This is a genomic window from Ruegeria sp. HKCCA5929 (genome assembly GCF_013034525.1).
In the GTDB taxonomy this organism is placed as follows: domain Bacteria; phylum Pseudomonadota; class Alphaproteobacteria; order Rhodobacterales; family Rhodobacteraceae; genus Ruegeria.
This window is the reverse complement of record NZ_WQGE01000002.1, coordinates 584,682-602,827: the sequence shown is the minus strand read 5'-3', so window position 1 is coordinate 602,827 and position 18,146 is coordinate 584,682. Positions and strand designations below refer to the sequence as shown.

The window sequence follows — 18,146 nt, the reverse complement described above, 5'->3', positions numbered from 1 at the left end:
CTCTGCCGCGATGCTGAAATCTGTACATCCCGGAACAGATCACGATGAGTCTTGCACAAAAATTGGCACAGGAGCGGCGCGCGCGGCTGGCCGCCGAGCGTATGTTGTCGCTGAAACAGGCCGAGCTTTCGGCGGCCAACCGGAAACTCGGCCAGCATGCCATGGCCTTGACCAAACGTATCGGTGAAACACAGGCCGAGGTCGAAACCGTCCGGGATGAGAATGAAAAGGTCAAATCCGATCTGACCGTAGCTCATGCCAAGATCGAGGTGGCAGAACGTCGTCTGTGGCACTCAATTCAGACCATTCAGGACGGTTTTGCTTTTTTTGACTGCGATGGTCGCCTGATCGGGGCCAACACCGCTTATCTAAGTGTTTTCGATGGTTTGGATGAGGTGGTGCCCGGGATAACTTATCCTCGAATTCTTGAATTGCTGACAACCGAAGGCATTGTTGACATTGGGGATGAAACCGCTGACGCGTGGCGCGCCAAGATGCAAATGCGTTGGAACCGTGCCAATCCGCTACCGATCGTGTTGCAACTGTGGAATGGGCAATACATTCGTCTGATCGACCAACGGGGAAGTGGCGGCGACGTTGTCAGCCTTGCGCTTAACATCACGGCTTCGGTGCGACATGAGACTGAACTGACAGCAGCGCGTGAACGGGCCGAGGCGGCCAACCGCGCCAAATCCGCGTTCTTGGCTAACATGAGCCACGAAATCCGCACTCCGATGAACGGCATCGTCGGGATGAGCGAGCTGCTGGACGAAACCCCTTTGAACGAAGAACAGCGCTTGTACGTCAATACGATCAGAAACTCAGGTGAAGCCCTGCTTGTGATTATCAATGACGTTCTGGATTATTCGAAAATTGAAGCTGACAAACTTGTCCTGCACCCAGAACACTTCGACTTAGAGCGCTGTATTCTAGAGGTTGCGATGCTGTTGCAGCCCAGCGTACGCGACAAGGGTCTGACATTGCTGGTAGATTATGATTTGTTCCTGCCCACTCTGTTCGTCGGTGATCCAGGCCGGATTCGGCAAGTTTTAACCAACTTGGTTGGCAATGCGGTCAAATTCACGTCCGAAGGGCACGTTTTGATCCGCGTTACTGGCGTGCCTCATCCAGATGCACAAACCTGCGATATTCATGTAGCCATCGAAGACACAGGCATCGGAATCGAGCCTGAAAAAATCGGCCATATCTTTGGCGAGTTCAATCAAGTTGAAGACGAACGCAACCGCCAGTTCGAAGGTACGGGGCTAGGGTTGGCCATCACCAAACGCCTGATTTCCATGATGGGCGGCGCGGTCTGGGTCGAAAGTGAGATGGGGCAGGGGTCCTGTTTTGGGTTTCGCATATCGCTGCCCACCGCCGAAGGTCCGCAACCCGAACCTCCAGATCTGAAAGATTGTGTGAAACACGTCATGGTGGTCGAAGATATGGCCGTAAACCGGGCCATCCTTGCGAAGCAGCTCGGCCGCCTGGGTGCTGACGTCACCGTTTGTACTTCGGGGGGCGAAGCGCTGGCCAAAATAACTGATCGGGTTGAGCTGGTCCTGTGCGATCACGACCTGCCGGACATGGACGGGTTGGACCTTGCTACCTCGCTCGAGGATCGAGGCTGGGGGGATCTGCCTATGATCGTGATGTCCGCAAATCCCGCTTTGATACACGCCCATCCAGCGCGCGGTCTGGTGAGCGGCGTTTTGCAAAAACCAATCCCCCGGTCTGAACTCTATGGCAGGCTAATGGCCCTCAAAACGTCTTCCATGGCTGATTGCTTGGCAAAGCCGAAAGTTGACGAGTCCAGTAAGGGCAAAACCAAAGAAACCAATACCCGTCACATGAAAATTCTCGCGGCTGAAGACAACCGCACCAATCAACTGATCCTGAAAAAGATGGTAAAGGATTTGAATATCGACCTACGCTTTGCATCGCATGGCCTCGAAGCGGTTGAGATCTATCAGGAGTTCGAACCCGATCTGATATTCATGGATATCTCTATGCCAAAAATGGACGGGAAACAGGCCACCACGGAAATCCGAAGGCTCGAGGTTGAAACCGGCCGACACGTCCCCATTGTTGCCTTGACCGCTCACGCGATGGCAGGGGACGATGAGGGGATCCTATCTGCCGGGCTCGACCATTACCTGACCAAACCTCTGCACAAGACACTCATCCATCAAATGATCCTGCAACATCAACCAGACGACGTGACCCGCGTTGATGAAACCAATCCTGAAGAGATCAGCAGAGGCTGTAGTGACAACAAACAGGATCCTGCTTCATCTGGCTAAAAATACCTCGGGGAGCGCGAGGGGCTGGCCCCTCGCTTCCTTCCGGCCACGCAATCGCTGATCTTTGTTGTTCTACAGATGTTTTCAGGCCGCATAGGGTCTAACAAAGACCGGTTTGTCCTCTTCTGACAGGTCCGCGCGGTAGGCATAACCGCCTGTGTCGAACTCCAACAAAGCCTTGGGGTTGGTCAGGCGGTGCTGGATGATGTAACGCACCATCGCACCGCGTGCTTTTTTAGCAAAGAAGCTGACGATTTTCGGCGTACCGTTCTTATCTTCCATGAACACCGGCGTGACGACACGCAGTTTCAGCGCATTTGGGTCAACCGCGCCAAAATATTCCTGGCTGGCGCAGTTGATCAGAACATCGCTGCCAATTTCCGTGCCGTGTGCATTCAGCGCTTTGCTGAGCTGGTCGCCCCAGTAGCCATAAAGGTTCTTGCCGCGCCGGGTTTTCAGTTTGCTGCCCATCTCCAGCCGATAAGGCTGAATCGCATCCAAAGGTCGCAGCATGCCGTAAAGTCCCGAGAGGATGCGAAGGTGATCCTGGGCCCATGCCATTTCGTCCGCATCCAGAGATGCAGCCTCTAAACCTTGATAAGTATCGCCAGCAAAGGCCAGCGCGGCAGGGCGCGTGGCCTCGGCCTCGGGCGCGTCCACAAAGGCGCGATAGCGGTCGCGGTTCAGGCGTGCCAGATCGTCGCTCAGGCTCATCAGCTTTTTCAGGTCGCCAAGTGTTAGGTTCCGTGCGGTCTTTGACAGCCGGATCGCGTCATCCTGAAAGTCGGGCTGTGTGACCGCGACATCCCGCTCTGCCCAATCCAGCCGCTTGGCCGGGGAAATCACTACCAGCATATCCGCCCTCTTTCCTTGCCTGATTTGGTGTATCTAGGTCGTTTTGCGTTTTACCAAAAGTGCTTTTGTCAAAAGGCGCGGTCGACCATATGGAGAGGCAGCGTCTTTTGACAGCATTGAAACGCAAAACGAACTAGCCCGCCTCACGCAGCACGTCCAGAAAGGCAGCGCCAAACCTTTCGTGACGCCGATCACCCAGCACTGTCTCGATCCCGCGCGGATCATCCGGCCGCATCTGCGCTACCTTCGCCAGTTGCGAGGCCGAGCAGGTCAATGGCTTATCTATCCCATCGGGGCCGCGCGATAACTGAGACTGTACTTCGAGCAAACGGTCGTAAATCTCACCTTGGCCCCGCCCCGCCAGTTTGCGGCGGGCTGGGTGCACGGCCTCAACCGCGCCTGCGATGACTTCAAGGAAGGTGTCGCCATAGCGTTCCAGCTTTTTGGCACCAACACCGCCAACACGCGCCATGTCATCCAGTGTAGCGGGGCGTTTTTCAGCCATTTCGATCAAAGTACGATCAGGGAAGATCACATAGGCCGGCACACGTGCGGTTTCTGCCAAAGCGCGGCGTTTGGCCTTTAAGGCCGACAGTAACGGCGCGTCTTCCTCGGACACCATGGCTTTCACTGCGGGGCGGCGCGTGGCCTTTCGGATCGTGTCCTTGCGCAGGTTGATCTGCGCCTCGCCTTTCAGGATCGGCTTGGCAGCTTCGGTCATGCGCAATGCGCCGTGGCGTTCTGGATCTGGGCGGACCAGATCATGCCCCATCATCTGCCGGAAAATCGCTTGCCATTGAGGGCGCGACCAGTCTTTACCGATGCCCCAAGTGGACAGATCGTCGTGACGACGCGCGCGTATTTTGTCGGTCTCGTTCCCCAGCAGAATATCGATCAGATGGCCCGCGCCGAACCATTCTTCGGTGCGCAGGATACAGGAAAGGGCCATACGGACGGGGGTGGTGCCGTCGAAGACCTCGGGCGGCGTGTCGCACAGATCGCATTTCCCGCAAGCTTCGGCCTGTTCGCCGAAATAGCCCAGCAGAGTTTGACGGCGGCACACCAGCGCCTCGGCCAGACCCAGCAAAGCGTTCAGGCGGGCATGGTCGGCCATGCGGCGTTCGGGCGGGGCCAACCCTTCGTCGATCTGCGACCGTCGCAGGCGGATATCGTCGGGGCCGAATAGTGTCAGCGTCTCGGCAGGGCCGCCATCGCGCCCAGCGCGGCCAATCTCCTGATAATAGGCTTCTATGGACTTGGGCAGATCAGCATGGGCGACCCAGCGGATATCGGGTTTGTCGATGCCCATACCAAAGGCAACGGTTGCCACAACGATCAGACCATCCTCGCGGGCGAAGCGGGCCTCGACGATGCGCCTGTCCTCGGGATCCATGCCGCCGTGATAGTGGCAGGCGGTATGGCCCTCGTCGCGCAAAGCCTTGGCCAGCACTTCGGTCTTGTTGCGGGTGCCGCAATAGACGATGCCGGATTGACCCTTACGGGCAGCGGCGAAATCGAGGATCTGTTTACGCGGCCCGTCCTTGGCAGCAAAAGCCAGATGGATGTTGGGCCGGTCAAACCCACGCAGAAACTTGTGTGGTTCGATGCCGTCGAACAGTTTCTCGACAATCTCGTCTTGCGTCTCTGCATCCGCCGTGGCGGTGAAGGCAGCAAGAGGGACGTCCAGCGCGCGCCGAAGTTCACCGATCCGCAGATAATCCGGGCGGAAATCGTGGCCCCACTGGCTGACGCAATGCGCCTCGTCCACGGCAATCAGGCTGACATTGATCCGGCGCAGCATGCCTAACGCCGACCCGGCCGCCAGACGTTCCGGTGCCATGTAAAGCAGCTTGAGCCGTCCGGCCTCCAAAGCGTCCCACACCGCGTCGGTTTCTTCGGGCGTGTTGCCCGAGGTCAGCGCCCCGGCCTCGACCCCGGCCTCCTGCAACCCACGCACCTGATCACGCATCAGGGCGATCAGTGGCGATATCACTACGGTCACGCCATCTCGCAGCAGGGCGGGCAGCTGAAAACACAGAGATTTACCGCCCCCGGTCGGCATGATCGCAAGCACGTTTTCGCCAGCGGTCACGGCATCGACAATCTCTTCCTGCCCGGGGCGGAAGTCATCGAATCCAAAGACATCTCGCAGCAAGGGTGCGGAGTCGAACATCTGCGGGGTTGCCCTGTTTTAAGGTTTATCTGCTCTTAAGACAGGACAATCACATACTAAGATTCGGTGAACAAGAGGTCAGTAGAAGAACGCGGCATTGTTGGCGAGGATAATGCGAAGCGAAAACACACCGAGAAGCACAATCAGCGGTGCCAGATCCAATCCGCCCATAGGGGGCAAAAAGCGCCGAATTGGACCGTAGATCGGCTCTAATAAACGGTTCAGGCCGTACCAAATTTGCGCGACAAGTTGCTGGTGAAGGTTGAGCACCTGAAAGTTGATCAGCCAGCTCATGATGACGTGGGCGATGACTATGAACCAGACAACGCTCAGCAACATTTGCAAGATTTCGTATAGAGATTGCATGGGCACTCCGTTCTTTCACCGAAAAGAGACCTAAGCGCCCTCGTTGCAAAGAGCAAGTCTGCGCCAACTCAAAGCTTGCGAATTGAACCAAAGCCCCGTCTTATAAACACAACGATAACAGAGGCAGTGATGGCAGAGATTTCCAAACGCAGGCGCATCTGGGGCTGGTGGTTTTTTGACTGGGCCAGCCAGCCATATCACACGCTGTTGGTCACCTTTGTCTTTGGCCCATATTTTGCCGGGGTGGCAGCCGGGTATTACGCGAACAGTGGGCTGGATGCCGAAGCCGCAGCCGCACAGGCGCAGACTGTCTGGGCGAACTGTTTGACGATCACAGGGTTAATCATTGCCTTTGGCGCGCCTTTGCTGGGGGCGATGGCGGATGTGTCGGGGCGGCGCATTCCATGGATTTTTGCGTTTTCGGTCATGTACGCGGTTGGATCCGGCGCGTTGTGGTACACGATGCCCGATGGCTCGAACATGTGGCTGATGCTGTCGGCCTTTGGGCTGGGTTTCGTGGGCGCGGAATATGCGCTGATATTTATCAATTCTCAGCTACCTGATCTGGGCGACGACAGTGAAGTGGGCGAGATTTCGGGCTCGGGCTTTGCGTTTGGCTATTTTGGCGGCCTGATCTCACTGGCGATCATGTTGGCGCTGTTTGTTGAGCAGGCGAACGGGAAGACACTGATCGGGATGGAGCCTGCCTTGGGTCTAGATGCGGCGACCCGGGAAGGCACACGTTTTGTCGGCCCGTTTACGGCTGCTTGGTTCATTCTGTTTATGGTGCCCTACTTCCTGTGGGTGCGCGATGACGCACCAAGTGACAAAACAGGCAGCGTGGGCGAAGCGCTGCGGCTACTGGCGAAATCAGTGTCTAACCTGCGCCATCGCGTCAGTCTTGCCAGCTACCTCGGTTCGTCCATGTTCTACCGTGATGCGCTGAACGGGCTTTACAGCTTTGGCGGCGTCTATGCGCGGTTGGTGCTGGAGTGGGACCTGATCAAGATCGGTATCTTCGGGATTGTGAGCGTGTTAGCGGCCGCCGCGTTTTCCTGGATCGGCGGCAAGCTGGACAAGAAATACGGCCCCAAACCCGTGATCATCGTTGCGATCTGGGTTCTGATATTCGTCTGCGCCACTGTGGTCATGATGGATCGGACGCAGATTTACGGCATCCAGCTCGAAGAAGGGTCAAGCCTGCCGGATATCGTTTTCTTCGGCTGCGGTGTGTTGATCGGTGGTATGGGCGGCATTCTTCAATCGGCCAGCCGCTCGATGATGGTGCGCCATACTGATCCCGAAGCTCCGGTGGAAAGCTTTGGCCTTTATGGTCTGTCGGGGCGCGCGACCGCATTTGCGGCACCGCTTTTGATCGGAATTGCAACAACCGTGACCGGCAGTGCCCGGTTGGGGGTGTCACCCATCGTTGGGTTGTTTATTCTGGGACTATTCCTGATGCGCTGGGTCAGACCGGAAGGGGATCAGAGCAGATGATTTTAAAGCGTTTTTTGATAATCGTGGCTGCACTTGCTTTGGCGGGTACAGCGACGGCAGAGCCGTTGGCAAAGCAGTTGTTCGGGGCGCAAAGGGTCAATTCGCAACAAAAACCGGCCGCGTTCGGCAGTTATTCGCGCGGATGCGCCGCCGGATCAGTGCAATTGCCCGAAACCGGGGCCACTTGGCAAGCTATGCGTCTGTCACGCAACCGCAACTGGGGACACCCCGAGGCAATCGATTATGTCAAGGACCTCAGTAAGTTTGCCGCGAAACAGCCGGGCTGGAACGGTCTCTATATCGGGGATATCAGCCAACCACGGGGTGGGCCGATGACGTCGGGCCATCGGTCCCATCAGTTGGGTCTGGATATCGACATCTGGATGCTGCCCGGGGACAACATGCGTCTCAGCCGCAAAGCGCGCGAGAATATCTCGTCTATTTCTCTGCGTCGCGCAAATGGGGCTTTTGTCAACGGGAACTGGACGAAGCAGCACCATGCTGTTCTGCGCGAAGCCGCCAAAGACAAGCGTGTCGCGCGTATTTTCGTCTTTCCCGGTGCTAAAGTGCAAATGTGCAAGGATGAGAAGGGTAACCGCGCCTATCTGCGCAAGATCAGACCATGGTGGGGGCATCACTATCATTTTCACGTCCGTCTGAAATGCCCCCGAGGGTCGAAAGGTTGCGTCAATCAGGACCCGCCCCCCAAGGGCGATGGATGCGCTCAGGCGCAGGAATGGGTGAACAACATCCTCAATCCGCCGCCACCTGACCCGAACGCCCCAGCCCCCAAGAAACGCCGGGAATATGTTCTGGCTGATTTGCCACAACAATGCGCCGCCGTTTTGCAATCCAACTAAGCGTCTTTCTGTTTGCGGCCACGGCAGCTGTGGCGGTCGAAATCAAGTCCGCCACCCATCTGCACAGTTTTGAATGGAATAATCCGGCGGATTGGTTTGGTGGGTTTTCGGCGCTGCACGTTCTGGGCGACGGTCAACAGATACTGGTGCTGAGCGATCGGGCCAGAATAGCCACGGCTCGCGTCGACCGGGACGGAGACCAGATCACCAGCATTCATGTCTTGGATCAATGGCGGGTCTTGTCCAGTCAGGGGCGCATTATGAAAGGTGGTGTCGGCGACTCCGAAGGGCTTGCGCTGGCACCAGATGGTGGGCTCTATATCTCGTTCGAAGGGGTGCACAGGATCGCCTATTATTCAGAGCCAGGTGCCAAGGCGCGGGTTTTGCCGCGACCCCCGGGCTTTAACGACCTCGCTGACAATGGGTCTTTCGAAGGTCTTGCAATCGATGCGCGCGGCCAGCTTTACACATTGCCGGAAAAGAATCGCACCAAAGGCGGGGACATCCCGGTTTTTCGTTGGGATGGCGACGCGTGGTCAATTCCCTTTGTTTTGCCGCAACGCGATGGCTTCAAACCTGTCGGTGCCGACTTCGGCCCGGACGGAAAGTTTTATGTGCTCGAGCGTAAGCTGGGTTTTGTCGGCTTTCGCTCGCGGCTGCGTCGATGGGATGTGGCCGATGACGCACCCAGCGCCGAAGAGTTCCTGTTCGAAACAACAAAAGGCACGCATGACAACCTCGAAGGGCTGTCTATCTGGCGCGACGATCAGGGCCGTTTGCGGGCCACGATGATCTCGGATGACAACTTTCTGGCCCTGCAGCGAACCGAATTGGTGGAATATCTGCTGCCCGATTGACAGAGCCACGGCAAAGGTCTAAACGCACGGCTTGCCTTGGGACGGTCCCTTGGCCAAGTCGCCGCTACCTTGTCAAAACGGGCATCAAAACATGCAACGCGCTTACATTCCCGGCATCATTGCCATGGCCGCCATTGTTGTGGCCTCAAACATCCTGGTCCAGTTCCTGATCCTTGACGGGCTGTTGACCTGGGGTGCTTTCACTTATCCGTTGGCCTTCCTGGTCACTGACATCATGAACCGCGTTTATGGCGTGGGTCCGGCCCGCAAGGTCGTGTTCGCCGGGTTTGTCACCGGCATCATCTGTTCGCTGATCGGCAGTCAGATCATGCTGCAAGGCGACGGGTTTGAATACGCCGCCGTACCGCTGCGGATCGCAGTCGCCTCGGGCACAGCCTTCCTGATCGCGCAACTGACTGATGTCACTGTGTTCAATGCCATGCGCGGCGGCCGATGGTGGCGCGCGCCCCTGGTCTCGACGCTGGTTGGATCAGCGCTCGATACCGCCATCTTCTTCACCATCGCCTTCTCGGCCTCGGTCACCTTCTTTAGCGCTAATGCAGACGCCGCGATCAACTGGGCGTGGGAGCCTGTGCCGTTTATGCTGTCCGGCCCGATGGCCCCGCTGTGGGTGACGCTGGCTTTTGCAGACTGGCTGGTGAAACTGTCGCTGGCGCTGATTGCTTTGATCCCGTTCAAAGTCATTGTTGCTCGGCTGACTGCCGCACAGCCTGCGTAAAAAAAGTGCTTTGAGAATGGCGCATCTTGTGTCAGGCTCAAAGTTAACCGCAACAGATAGAAAAGGAGGTGATCCAGTGTCAAGAAAGAGATTGGAGAGAGGTGTCGGAACAACCGGGGGGAAAGCCTGCTAGGGCAGCCCTTGGCGGAGCGCTCGCTCCGGCTGGTCGATTGATCTAACCGACCCGACCTCCTGAACTTTCGAAGGGCCGTCCCACAAGGGGCGGCCCTTTCTGTTTCCACCCGTGCCCTGTAAGGTCCGCGTCATGTTGCGCATCACTGACGATATCATCCTGCAAGACTGGGAAATGACCGAAAGCTTTGTCCGTTCTTCCGGTCCCGGTGGGCAGAACGTCAACAAGGTTTCCACGGCTGTTGAACTGCGGTTTGAAGCGGCACGGTCCCCCTCTTTGCCGGATCCGGTCAAGAACCAATTGAAACGGCTGGCCGGGCGGCGCTGGACCAAAGAGGGCGCAATCATCATCCAATGTGAAGAAACCCGTTCTCAGGCGCGTAACCGTGAAATTGCCCGGGCACGGCTGGCCGAACTGATCACCCGCGCGCTCGTTAAACCCAAACGGCGCATCGCAACCAAGCCGACCTATGGGTCGGTCAAGCGCAGGTTGGCGGCCAAGAAGGCGCGCGGCGACGTCAAAGCGCTGCGGGGCAAGGTCTCAGAAGAATGATCTGGCATCTTTTCGATGCGTTGTTACTCTGCCCCTGACAGGCAGGAGGGTAACGCCATGAGGCTGGAGGGAAAAACCGCAATCGTAACCGGTGGAGCATCCGGGTTCGGCGCGGGGATCGTGCAGAAGTTCCTGGACGAAGGCGCGCGCGTCATGATCGCGGATATCAATGGCGAAGCGGCGCTGGATTTTGCAAACACCCTGGGTGAACAGGCAATCGGACACCAGGTTGACGTTGCAGACGGGGCTTCGGTTCAAGCCATGGCAGATACCGCAAGGCATCAGTTCGAAGATCTGGACATTCTGGTGAACAACGCAGGTGTCACGCATTTGCCGACCCCGCTCGAAGATGTCGCCGAAGACGATTTCGACCGCGTGTTCAATGTAAACATGAAATCGGTCTATCTGACCGCCCGCGCGTTTGTCCCGGCGATGAAAGCACGCGGGGCAGGTGCGATCCTGAACGTGGCCTCAACGGCTGGGTTATCCCCGCGTCCCAACCTGAATTGGTATAACGCCTCAAAAGGCTGGATGATCACGGCAACCAAGACCATGGCCGTGGAACTCGCCCCGACCGGTGTGCGTGTGAACGCGATCTGTCCTGTGGCCGGAGAAACACCGCTGCTGAAATCCTTCATGGGCGAAGACACGCCCGAGATTCGCGCCAAATTCCTGTCGACCATCCCGCTGGGCCGTTTCTCCACACCAGAAGACATGGCCAATGCCGCCTGTTTCCTCTGCTCGGACGAGGCCTGCATGATCACGGGTACAGCGCTTGAGGTTGACGGTGGCCGCTGCATCTGATCCGCTCTTCATCTGGCTAAAAATACCTCCGCCGGAGGCAGCGCGCTTGCGCGCTTTTCGACCTGAACATCGAAGCAAAAAATGACACCCGGACCCAAAAACCTGATCACCGATATCCCCGGCCTGATGGTCGGCAACGCGCAGGACGACACGCTGAAATCCGGCGCGACAGTCTTGACGGCGCAGGCTCCTTTTGTGGCTTCGGTCCATGTGATGGGGGGCGCACCCGGGACGCGCGAAACCGATCTTCTTGCACCAGACAAAGCCGTGACACATGTGGATGCGATTGTATTGTCTGGCGGCTCTGCCTTTGGACTGGATGCCTGTTCCGGCGTCTCAGACGGGCTGCGCAAAAGGGGGCGGGGGTTTCCGGTTGGCGACGTCACTGTGCCCATAGTCCCAGGGGCGATCCTGTTCGATTTGCTCAACGGTGGTGACAAAAACTGGGTTGAAAACCCGTATCGTGCCTTGGGTCGCGCAGCGTACGAGGCAGCGTCGGATCAATTCGATCTCGGCTCAGCAGGCGCAGGCACCGGAGCCTTAGCTGCGATGCAAAAGGGCGGGCTGGGCTCTGCGTCGTGTGTTCTGGACAGTGGCACCACTGTTGGCGCGCTGGTTGCAGCCAATCCGCTGGGCAGTGTGACCACACCGGGTGATCAATATTTCTGGGCGGCACCTTTTGAAATCGGCAACGAATTTGGCGGTTTAGGGCCTGATACCAATGCCGCTCTTGGTACTCCGCAAGAAAGCCGCAAGGCGCAGGCGATGAAATCTGCAAACCCGGCCAAGACAAATACGACCATTGCCATCGTCGCAACCGATGCAGCCTTGACCAAGCCCCAATGTCAGAGGATGGCCGTTGCCGCCCATGACGGCATTGCCCGTGCAATTGTGCCCGCCCATACACCGGGCGACGGCGATCTGGTGTTTGCCGCCAGCACCGGTCGGCGACCCTTATCAACCGAAGCTGAGCTGGGGTTGATTGGTCACGCTGCTTCGATTTGTCTGGCACGGGCCATTACGCGGGCGGTGTATCTGGCGACACCGGCCGTAGGCGACCTTTTGCCCTGCTGGTCCAGGGTACATGACATAAGTTAAGGACATCCCATTTGTCGCAGTGGCACAGTAAGCCTGCGCGGCAATCTGCGCGTTGACTCTTTTTTGCGCCGAAGGTCCATTCGGTGCAGCAAATTTGTATCGGAGCAATAGCTATGAATCGCATCCTCGCTACCGCAATTGTCGGCCTTCTGGCCCTGCCCGCCTATGCTGAAGGCGATGCCGAAGCCGGTAAGAAAGCCTTCAACAAATGCAAGTCCTGCCACCTGATCGCTGACCCGGAAGGCGAAGTGATTGTCAAAGGCGGTAAGACTGGCCCGAACCTGTATGGCATCGCTGGCCGCACCGCTGGCACATATGAGGGCTTCAAATACGGTGACAGCATCGTTGCCGCGGGCGAAAAAGGCCTGGTTTGGGACGAGACGACCTTTGTCGAATACTCGCAAGATCCCAAAGCTTTCCTGAAATCCTATCTGGATGACACTGCGGCCAAGTCGAAAATGACCTTCAAGCTGAAAAAAGGCGCTGAAGACGTCTATGCCTATATCGTCAGCGTTTCAGGCGAATAAGCTTTAACGCAAGGTGCAACAGCACAAGGACCAAAGGCCGCAGCCCCTGCGGCCTTTCGTGCGATTGATGCCGGGGCAAATCACAGCCACTTTGGTATCAGGCAGGTGGTTTCCACCCGTCGCACAGCCAGACCGATCCGGCGGCAGCTAAACTCACAACAACCGCCCGGTAAATGGACTGGCAGCAGGAGAGGACAGATGGGAATCATGATCCCGGCCTGGGTCGATGGCGAATTGACCCCTGTGGACAAGCTCGAAGCGCATGAAAAAGGGCTCAAGCACAAGGCTGTGTCCGTGTTTGTTGTGCGCGGAACGGAAATTCTGCTGCAACGTCGCGCAATGGGCAAATACCACACGCCCGGCCTGTGGGCGAATACCTGTTGCACGCATCCGGATTGGGATGAAAGCTCGTCGACCTGTGCCGTGCGCCGTCTGCGCGAAGAACTTGGGATAACCGGTCTCTATCCAGAATACCGGCACCGTCTGGAGTACCACGCGGATGTCGGCAACAACATGGTTGAAAACGAAGTTGTCGACGTCTTTCTGGCCCATGTTCGCGGGCAGCTAAAGATCGAGCCTAACCCTGACGAAGTCATGGATATCCGCTGGATCGACTATCATGATCTTCTGGCCGAAGTGACCCGTCACCCGGATCGTTTCACGCCATGGCTCAAGATCTATCTGCACAAATATGCTGACACGATTTTTGGCCCTGATCTGATCATTTCTGCCAAATCCTGATGCAGTTGGGAAAACCCTGCCTTGCAAGGTCGGCGCAAGCCGCCTAAATCAACGCGTCATGGCCAAGCAGAAGACAGACCCGAATTACAAGGTAATCGCCGAAAACCGGCGCGCCCGCTTCGATTACGCGATCGAAGAGGATATCGAGTGCGGCATTGTCCTGGAAGGGTCCGAGGTCAAATCCCTGCGTGCTGGCGGGTCGAACATTGCGGAAAGCTATGCTTCGGTCGACGACGGGGAACTGTGGCTGATCAACAGCTACATCGCGCCTTACGAGCAGGCCAAGGTGTTCAAGCACGAAGAACGTCGTCGTCGTAAGCTGTTGGTGTCACGCAAGGAACTGTCGAACCTGTGGAACGCGACCCAGCGTAAGGGGATGACGCTGGTGCCGCTGGTCCTGTATTTCAACCACAAGGGTCGGGCGAAGATTAAAATCGGCATCGCCAAAGGTAAAAAGATCCACGACAAGCGCGAGACGCAGGCCAAGCGCGATTGGTCACGTCAGAAGCAGCGGCTTTTGAAAGATCACAGTTAGACCGCGCTGGCTTGATGTGACCGAGTATAATCTGCTGCGTTGCCTACACTTGCGGAAAAGGTCGGCAAGCGGCCTGTGATGCCCTATGGCTTTGCCCTTAAAGATGGCTTTCGCCATTCGAACCGTTCCACAGCGCTGTCCAGCGGCACTTCCGTCAATGCGGCCGTGTAGTTGCTGACGACCTTGTTTGCGATGCCCAAAACAACCTCTAGCGCGTTTTGCTGAGTGTATCCGGCGGCCAGAAATTTTTTCAGATCCGCTGGCGCGATGCTGCCCCGGGTGCGTACCATGGATTTGGTGAATTCATGCAGCGCATTGAGCTTTTCGTCGGGCAGTGTGTCGCCAGAGCGCAGGCTTTCCACAGCATCAGGCGTCAGCCCGGCCATTCGCGCCAATTTTGTGTGCCAGGGAACGCAATACTCGCAGTTGTTCTCGAAATTCACTGTTAGATACACCACTTGCTGCTCTGCCGCCGTCAGTGTTGTTTTGGCAAACTCGTCCAGACAATCCAGGTAGGTCTGAAGCAATTGCGGCGACAGCGCCATAACGCCCTGCAAATTCGGAATCACCCCGTAGTCTGCTTTGGCCTTGTCCAGGAATGGCTTCGCGTCTTCGGGTGCGTTGTCGGGAGTGAGGACTTCAAAAGATGTCATAGCGCTTCCTGCAGGGATTGCGTTGCACGTCAGCCCACGCCAGCGGCGCAGACATGTTTCGGAAAACAATTCTATGGATCAAAACGCCATTGCGGCCTGTACTGCGCGTTGCCAGCGGGCATAGGCCGCATCGCGGTCGTCCTGCGCCATTTTTGGCTCAAACCGCGTGTCCAGCCGCCATGTGTCAGCAAACCCATCTTGATCGGGATAAACACTGGCCTTCATGCCAGCCAGCCATGCAGCCCCCAATGCAGTTGTTTCCTGCATCACCGGACGATCCACCGGCGCGCCCAGACAGTTCGACAGACCCTGCATGGTCCAGTCAGACGCACTCATCCCGCCATCGACGCGCAGGATGACATCGGTGTCTGCCCCCCAGTCGCCCTGCATGGCATGCCACAGGTCGCGGGTTTGGAATGCGATGCTTTCCAGCGTGGCGCGCGCGATCTCAGCCCGGCCCGAGCCACGGGTCAGTCCGAACATCGCGCCACGGCAATCGGGTTTCCAATACGGTGCGCCCAATCCGGTGAAGGCCGGCACAAGAATGACATGTTGGTTCGGATCTGCCTGAGCGGCAAGATCACCGCTTTGAGGTGCCGAGTCGATGATCTGCAGTGCGTCGCGCAGCCATTGCACGGCAGCTCCGGCGATAAAGATCGATCCTTCCAGCGCATAGGTACGCTGTCCATCCAACTGATAGGCAACGGTCGTCAACAGGCGGTTTTTCGACTGAACCGGCTGCGCGCCCGTGTTCAGCAACGCAAAGCAGCCCGTGCCATAGGTGGATTTCATCATGCCTGGCTGGAAACAGGCCTGCCCGATTGTGGCGGCCTGCTGGTCTCCTGCAACGCCCAAAATAGGAATGTCACCCCCGAATAAAGTGGTGGAGGCAAAATTCGCAGCGCAATCAAGCACGTCAGGCAAGATGGTCAGGGGTACATCCAGCAGGTCGCAAATCTCGGCGCTCCATGTGCCTTTGTGGATGTCAAACAAAAGGGTGCGGGCGGCATTGGTGGCATCTGTGGCATGGACACGGCCTTCGGTCAGTCGCCAGATCAGGAAACTGTCGATCGTGCCAAACAGCAACTCTCCGGCTTCGGCCCTCTCACGCGCGCCCGAAACGGTATCCAACAGCCATTTCACCTTGGTGCCCGAGAAATATGGGTCCAGCAGCAATCCGGTTTGAGCGGTGACGTCATCTTCGCACCCGGCCTGTTTGTAGCGGGCGCAGATATCGGCGGTGCGGCGGTCCTGCCAGACGATGGCGTTGTGGATCGCTTTGCCGGTGTGTTTGTCCCAGACGACGGTCGTCTCACGCTGGTTGGTGATCCCGATCCCGGCGATCTGATTGGCGGAAATGCCGGTGGCTTCCATCACCTCGCGGCACACGTGCAAAACACTGGACCAGATATCTTCGGGGTCATGTTCAACCCAACCTTCCTGAGGGAAGTGCTGGGGAAACTCTTGCTGTGCGGTGCTAACTGGCTGCATTTGCGCATCAAAAAGTATGGCGCGCGAGGACGTGGTGCCCTGATCGATTGCCAGAATATAGGTCATGTCCGCTCTCCCCCGGTCTCGTTTCGCGGGACTTTAGCGCAAACAATGGCGCAGGGGCCAGAGTAGAAATCAGGCTGGATCAACCGGGATATTATCGATCAGACGAACGCCATCGGCCCATGCGGTTACGAACAGGCGGGCTGGCCTGCTGGCACTGGGCAGGCTTTCCAGCGTCTCGGCGCAGCGCAGGTCCACGTATTCGACCTCTGAAAACCCGGCGGCCAGCAAGCGCGCTTTGGCATTTTGCGCCAAAGTTGCGAAATCACCGCCCTCGGCCAGATTTTGTGCGACCTGCTGCATGACCTTGTTCATATGTTCTGCGATCTTTAGCCCATCAGGGGAAAGCAGAAGGTTGCGGGACGACATCGCCAGCCCAGAAGGCTCGCGCACAGTCGGGCAGCCGATCACCTCGATTGGAATGTCCAAATCGCGGGCCATACGGCGGACAACCAGCAGCTGTTGGTAGTCTTTTTCCCCGAAATAGGCTCGATCTGCTTGCGTTTGGAAAAACAGCTTGGCGACAACGGTGGCTACGCCCTCGAAATGGCCTGGGCGGAAAGGGCCTTCCATCATATCGGTCAGGCCAGCAACCGTAACTGTGGTTGAAAAGCCGTCAGGATAGACTTCCTGCGGATCAGGCACATAGATCGCGTCCACGCCGTAAGGGGCCAGTTTTTTGGCGTCTTCATGTTCGGTACGGGGGTAATTGGCCAAATCTTCGGGGTTGTTGAACTGTTTGGGGTTCACAAAGATCGTCACGATGACCCGGTCACACCCTTCCTTTGCGGCCTGCGCCAGCGACAAATGCCCTTCGTGCAGCGCACCCATGGTCGGAACCACGCCGATCGCATCGCCATTGCGGTGCCATTCAGTGGTTTTGGCGCGCAGCTCTGCCAGAGACCGCAAAATCGGCGCGGTCATGCTTTGGCCCCTTTGGTCGGAGCCTGATCTGTAAAGACATGTTCGTCTGCCGGGAAGGCCCGTGAGCGCACCTCGGCGGCGTATTCCGCGATGGCAGCCTCGGCCAGTGGGCCCAGCTCGGCATAGCGTTTGACAAACTTGGGTTTGAAGGCGGTGAAAAAACCAACCATGTCGTCCACGACCAGTATTTGCCCGTCACAGCCTGCGGATGCGCCGATTCCGATGGTTGGGATCGCGACCTCTTCGGTGATCTGGTCTGCCAGTCCTTGGGGAACTTTTTCCAGAACGACTGAAAACGCACCGGCCTCGGCCACGGCGCGGGCATCTGCGATAACGGCTTCTGCCTGCTCGGCACGACCCTGCACCTTGTAGCCACCCAGCGTGTTGATCGACTGTGGCGTCAGCCCGATATGAGCCATCACAGGGATGCCGCGCTTGACCAGAAAGCGGATGGTTTCAGTCATCTCAACGCCACCTTCCAGCTTCACGGCCCCAGCACCTGTTTCCGCCATAAGGCGCGCGGCATTGCGGAAGGCATCGGCCGGAGAGTGTTCGTAGCTGCCAAACGGCATGTCGATGACCATCATCGCCTTATCCAATCCGCGCGATACAGCTTGACCGTGCAGGATCATCATCTCCATCGTAACGCCTAGCGTGGATTCCAGCCCGTGCAGCACCATGCCGACGCTGTCGCCCACCAGAACAAAGTCGCAATGCGCATCCATCAGACGTGCCATGGGCGTGGTATAGGCGGTTAGCGAGACCAAAGGCGCGCCGCCTTTTTGGGCGCGAATATCCTCGGCATTCGGGGCTTTCTTGCGGGCGGTGGCGCTCATGTGTCGCTCCTGCAGGTATTATGTTGCAGTGCGGCATAGCAGACCGGATAGGTCCAAAGAAACCCCGGTTGCGCGAACATTCCCTTGATTGACCTCAGGTTTACAGGAAAACTGTTGATAAAACGGCCCTGAAATCAAG

Annotated in this window: 18 protein-coding genes; 11 read left to right on the top strand and 7 right to left on the bottom strand. The window is 57.5% G+C overall.

The features are described from left to right. Positions 1 to 44 precede the first annotated feature (44 nt). On the top strand, positions 45 to 2,303 hold the full coding sequence (locus tag GOV90_RS07770) for a response regulator (protein ID WP_171093099.1): 2,259 nt from the start codon (positions 45 to 47) through the stop codon (positions 2,301 to 2,303). Positions 2,304 to 2,387: 84 nt separating this feature from the next. On the opposite strand, the gene yaaA is transcribed toward GOV90_RS07770, so the two are convergent. The 3 genes from yaaA to GOV90_RS07755 all read right to left on the bottom strand — a co-directional run bounded on the left by yaaA (position 2,388) and on the right by GOV90_RS07755 (position 5,697). Beyond that, complete coding sequence (gene yaaA, locus GOV90_RS07765; RefSeq protein ID WP_171093101.1) at positions 2,388 to 3,158, bottom strand: peroxide stress protein YaaA; 771 nt, start codon at positions 3,156 to 3,158, stop codon at positions 2,388 to 2,390. 133 nt (positions 3,159 to 3,291) lie between these two features. Next, complete coding sequence (recQ, locus tag GOV90_RS07760) at positions 3,292 to 5,331, bottom strand: DNA helicase RecQ (protein WP_171093103.1); 2,040 nt, start codon at positions 5,329 to 5,331, stop codon at positions 3,292 to 3,294. 78 nt (positions 5,332 to 5,409) lie between these two features. Continuing rightward, positions 5,410 to 5,697 carry a YggT family protein gene (locus GOV90_RS07755; RefSeq protein WP_171093104.1) on the bottom strand — a complete coding sequence of 96 codons (288 nt, stop codon included), beginning with the start codon at positions 5,695 to 5,697 and terminating at the stop codon, positions 5,410 to 5,412. A 129-nt stretch (positions 5,698 to 5,826) separates the two neighbouring features. On the opposite strand from GOV90_RS07755, the gene GOV90_RS07750 reads away from it, so the two are divergent. From GOV90_RS07750 to smpB, 10 genes are all read left to right on the top strand, one after another. Beyond that, on the top strand, positions 5,827 to 7,194 hold the full coding sequence (locus GOV90_RS07750) for an MFS transporter (protein ID WP_171093106.1): 1,368 nt from the start codon (positions 5,827 to 5,829) through the stop codon (positions 7,192 to 7,194). Next, positions 7,191 to 8,054 (top strand): penicillin-insensitive murein endopeptidase, encoded by an 864-nt coding sequence (gene mepA / locus GOV90_RS07745; RefSeq protein WP_171093108.1) that lies wholly within the window; start codon positions 7,191 to 7,193, stop codon positions 8,052 to 8,054. The genes GOV90_RS07750 and mepA overlap by 4 nt, the downstream gene beginning before the upstream one ends. After that, on the top strand, positions 8,027 to 8,911 hold the full coding sequence (locus GOV90_RS07740; RefSeq protein ID WP_171093110.1) for an esterase-like activity of phytase family protein: 885 nt from the start codon (positions 8,027 to 8,029) through the stop codon (positions 8,909 to 8,911). Before mepA ends, GOV90_RS07740 begins: the two co-directional genes overlap by 28 nt. A 91-nt stretch (positions 8,912 to 9,002) precedes the next feature. After that, positions 9,003 to 9,650: a queuosine precursor transporter gene (locus GOV90_RS07735; RefSeq protein WP_171093112.1), complete on the top strand. Its 648-nt coding sequence runs from the start codon at positions 9,003 to 9,005 to the stop codon at positions 9,648 to 9,650. A 265-nt stretch (positions 9,651 to 9,915) separates the two neighbouring features. Further along, on the top strand, positions 9,916 to 10,335 hold the full coding sequence (gene arfB / locus GOV90_RS07730) for an alternative ribosome rescue aminoacyl-tRNA hydrolase ArfB (protein ID WP_171093114.1): 420 nt from the start codon (positions 9,916 to 9,918) through the stop codon (positions 10,333 to 10,335). Positions 10,336 to 10,392: 57 nt separating this feature from the next. Continuing rightward, on the top strand, positions 10,393 to 11,139 hold the full coding sequence (locus tag GOV90_RS07725; protein ID WP_171093116.1) for an SDR family oxidoreductase: 747 nt from the start codon (positions 10,393 to 10,395) through the stop codon (positions 11,137 to 11,139). Between the two features lie 81 nt (positions 11,140 to 11,220). Continuing rightward, the gene (locus GOV90_RS07720; protein WP_171093118.1) at positions 11,221 to 12,237 is read left to right on the top strand and encodes a P1 family peptidase; all 1,017 of its coding nucleotides are present in this window, start codon (positions 11,221 to 11,223) and stop codon (positions 12,235 to 12,237) included. A 113-nt stretch (positions 12,238 to 12,350) separates the two neighbouring features. After that, positions 12,351 to 12,764 carry a cytochrome c family protein gene (locus tag GOV90_RS07715; protein WP_171093120.1) on the top strand — a complete coding sequence of 138 codons (414 nt, stop codon included), beginning with the start codon at positions 12,351 to 12,353 and terminating at the stop codon, positions 12,762 to 12,764. A 198-nt stretch (positions 12,765 to 12,962) separates the two neighbouring features. Further along, on the top strand, positions 12,963 to 13,505 hold the full coding sequence (gene idi / locus GOV90_RS07710; protein ID WP_171093122.1) for an isopentenyl-diphosphate Delta-isomerase: 543 nt from the start codon (positions 12,963 to 12,965) through the stop codon (positions 13,503 to 13,505). A gap of 58 nt (positions 13,506 to 13,563) precedes the next feature. Then, positions 13,564 to 14,040: an SsrA-binding protein SmpB gene (gene smpB, locus GOV90_RS07705; protein ID WP_171093124.1), complete on the top strand. Its 477-nt coding sequence runs from the start codon at positions 13,564 to 13,566 to the stop codon at positions 14,038 to 14,040. Between the two features lie 83 nt (positions 14,041 to 14,123). Here smpB and GOV90_RS07700 read toward each other — a convergent pair whose 3' ends face one another. The 4 genes from GOV90_RS07700 to panB all read right to left on the bottom strand — a co-directional run bounded on the left by GOV90_RS07700 (position 14,124) and on the right by panB (position 18,007). Then, positions 14,124 to 14,693: a carboxymuconolactone decarboxylase family protein gene (locus tag GOV90_RS07700; RefSeq protein WP_171093126.1), complete on the bottom strand. Its 570-nt coding sequence runs from the start codon at positions 14,691 to 14,693 to the stop codon at positions 14,124 to 14,126. A 78-nt stretch (positions 14,694 to 14,771) separates the two neighbouring features. After that, positions 14,772 to 16,250 (bottom strand): glycerol kinase GlpK, encoded by a 1,479-nt coding sequence (gene glpK / locus GOV90_RS07695; RefSeq protein ID WP_171093128.1) that lies wholly within the window; start codon positions 16,248 to 16,250, stop codon positions 14,772 to 14,774. A gap of 69 nt (positions 16,251 to 16,319) precedes the next feature. Continuing rightward, complete coding sequence (panC, locus tag GOV90_RS07690; protein ID WP_171093130.1) at positions 16,320 to 17,171, bottom strand: pantoate--beta-alanine ligase; 852 nt, start codon at positions 17,169 to 17,171, stop codon at positions 16,320 to 16,322. Continuing rightward, on the bottom strand, positions 17,168 to 18,007 hold the full coding sequence (gene panB / locus GOV90_RS07685; RefSeq protein ID WP_171093132.1) for a 3-methyl-2-oxobutanoate hydroxymethyltransferase: 840 nt from the start codon (positions 18,005 to 18,007) through the stop codon (positions 17,168 to 17,170). The genes panC and panB overlap by 4 nt, the downstream gene beginning before the upstream one ends. Positions 18,008 to 18,146: the final 139 nt, after the last annotated feature.

Bases quoted from the DNA above. Each gene is read 5' to 3' on its own strand.
- smpB (WP_171093124.1), top strand. From the start codon at position 13,564: ATGGCCAAGCAGAAGACAGACCCGAATTACAAGGTAATCGCCGAAAAC.
- yaaA (WP_171093101.1), bottom strand. From the start codon at position 3,158: ATGCTGGTAGTGATTTCCCCGGCCAAGCGGCTGGATTGGGCAGAGCGG.
- panB (WP_171093132.1), bottom strand. From the start codon at position 18,007: ATGAGCGCCACCGCCCGCAAGAAAGCCCCGAATGCCGAGGATATTCGC.
- GOV90_RS07720 (WP_171093118.1), top strand. From the start codon at position 11,221: ATGACACCCGGACCCAAAAACCTGATCACCGATATCCCCGGCCTGATG.
- panC (WP_171093130.1), bottom strand. From the start codon at position 17,171: ATGACCGCGCCGATTTTGCGGTCTCTGGCAGAGCTGCGCGCCAAAACC.
- recQ (WP_171093103.1), bottom strand. From the start codon at position 5,331: ATGTTCGACTCCGCACCCTTGCTGCGAGATGTCTTTGGATTCGATGAC.
- GOV90_RS07755 (WP_171093104.1), bottom strand. From the start codon at position 5,697: ATGCAATCTCTATACGAAATCTTGCAAATGTTGCTGAGCGTTGTCTGG.
- arfB (WP_171093114.1), top strand. From the start codon at position 9,916: ATGTTGCGCATCACTGACGATATCATCCTGCAAGACTGGGAAATGACC.
- glpK (WP_171093128.1), bottom strand. From the start codon at position 16,250: ATGACCTATATTCTGGCAATCGATCAGGGCACCACGTCCTCGCGCGCC.
- GOV90_RS07725 (WP_171093116.1), top strand. From the start codon at position 10,393: ATGAGGCTGGAGGGAAAAACCGCAATCGTAACCGGTGGAGCATCCGGG.
- GOV90_RS07750 (WP_171093106.1), top strand. From the start codon at position 5,827: ATGGCAGAGATTTCCAAACGCAGGCGCATCTGGGGCTGGTGGTTTTTT.
- GOV90_RS07735 (WP_171093112.1), top strand. From the start codon at position 9,003: ATGCAACGCGCTTACATTCCCGGCATCATTGCCATGGCCGCCATTGTT.
- GOV90_RS07700 (WP_171093126.1), bottom strand. From the start codon at position 14,693: ATGACATCTTTTGAAGTCCTCACTCCCGACAACGCACCCGAAGACGCG.
- GOV90_RS07770 (WP_171093099.1), top strand. From the start codon at position 45: ATGAGTCTTGCACAAAAATTGGCACAGGAGCGGCGCGCGCGGCTGGCC.
- GOV90_RS07715 (WP_171093120.1), top strand. From the start codon at position 12,351: ATGAATCGCATCCTCGCTACCGCAATTGTCGGCCTTCTGGCCCTGCCC.
- GOV90_RS07740 (WP_171093110.1), top strand. From the start codon at position 8,027: ATGCGCCGCCGTTTTGCAATCCAACTAAGCGTCTTTCTGTTTGCGGCC.
- mepA (WP_171093108.1), top strand. From the start codon at position 7,191: ATGATTTTAAAGCGTTTTTTGATAATCGTGGCTGCACTTGCTTTGGCG.
- idi (WP_171093122.1), top strand. From the start codon at position 12,963: ATGGGAATCATGATCCCGGCCTGGGTCGATGGCGAATTGACCCCTGTG.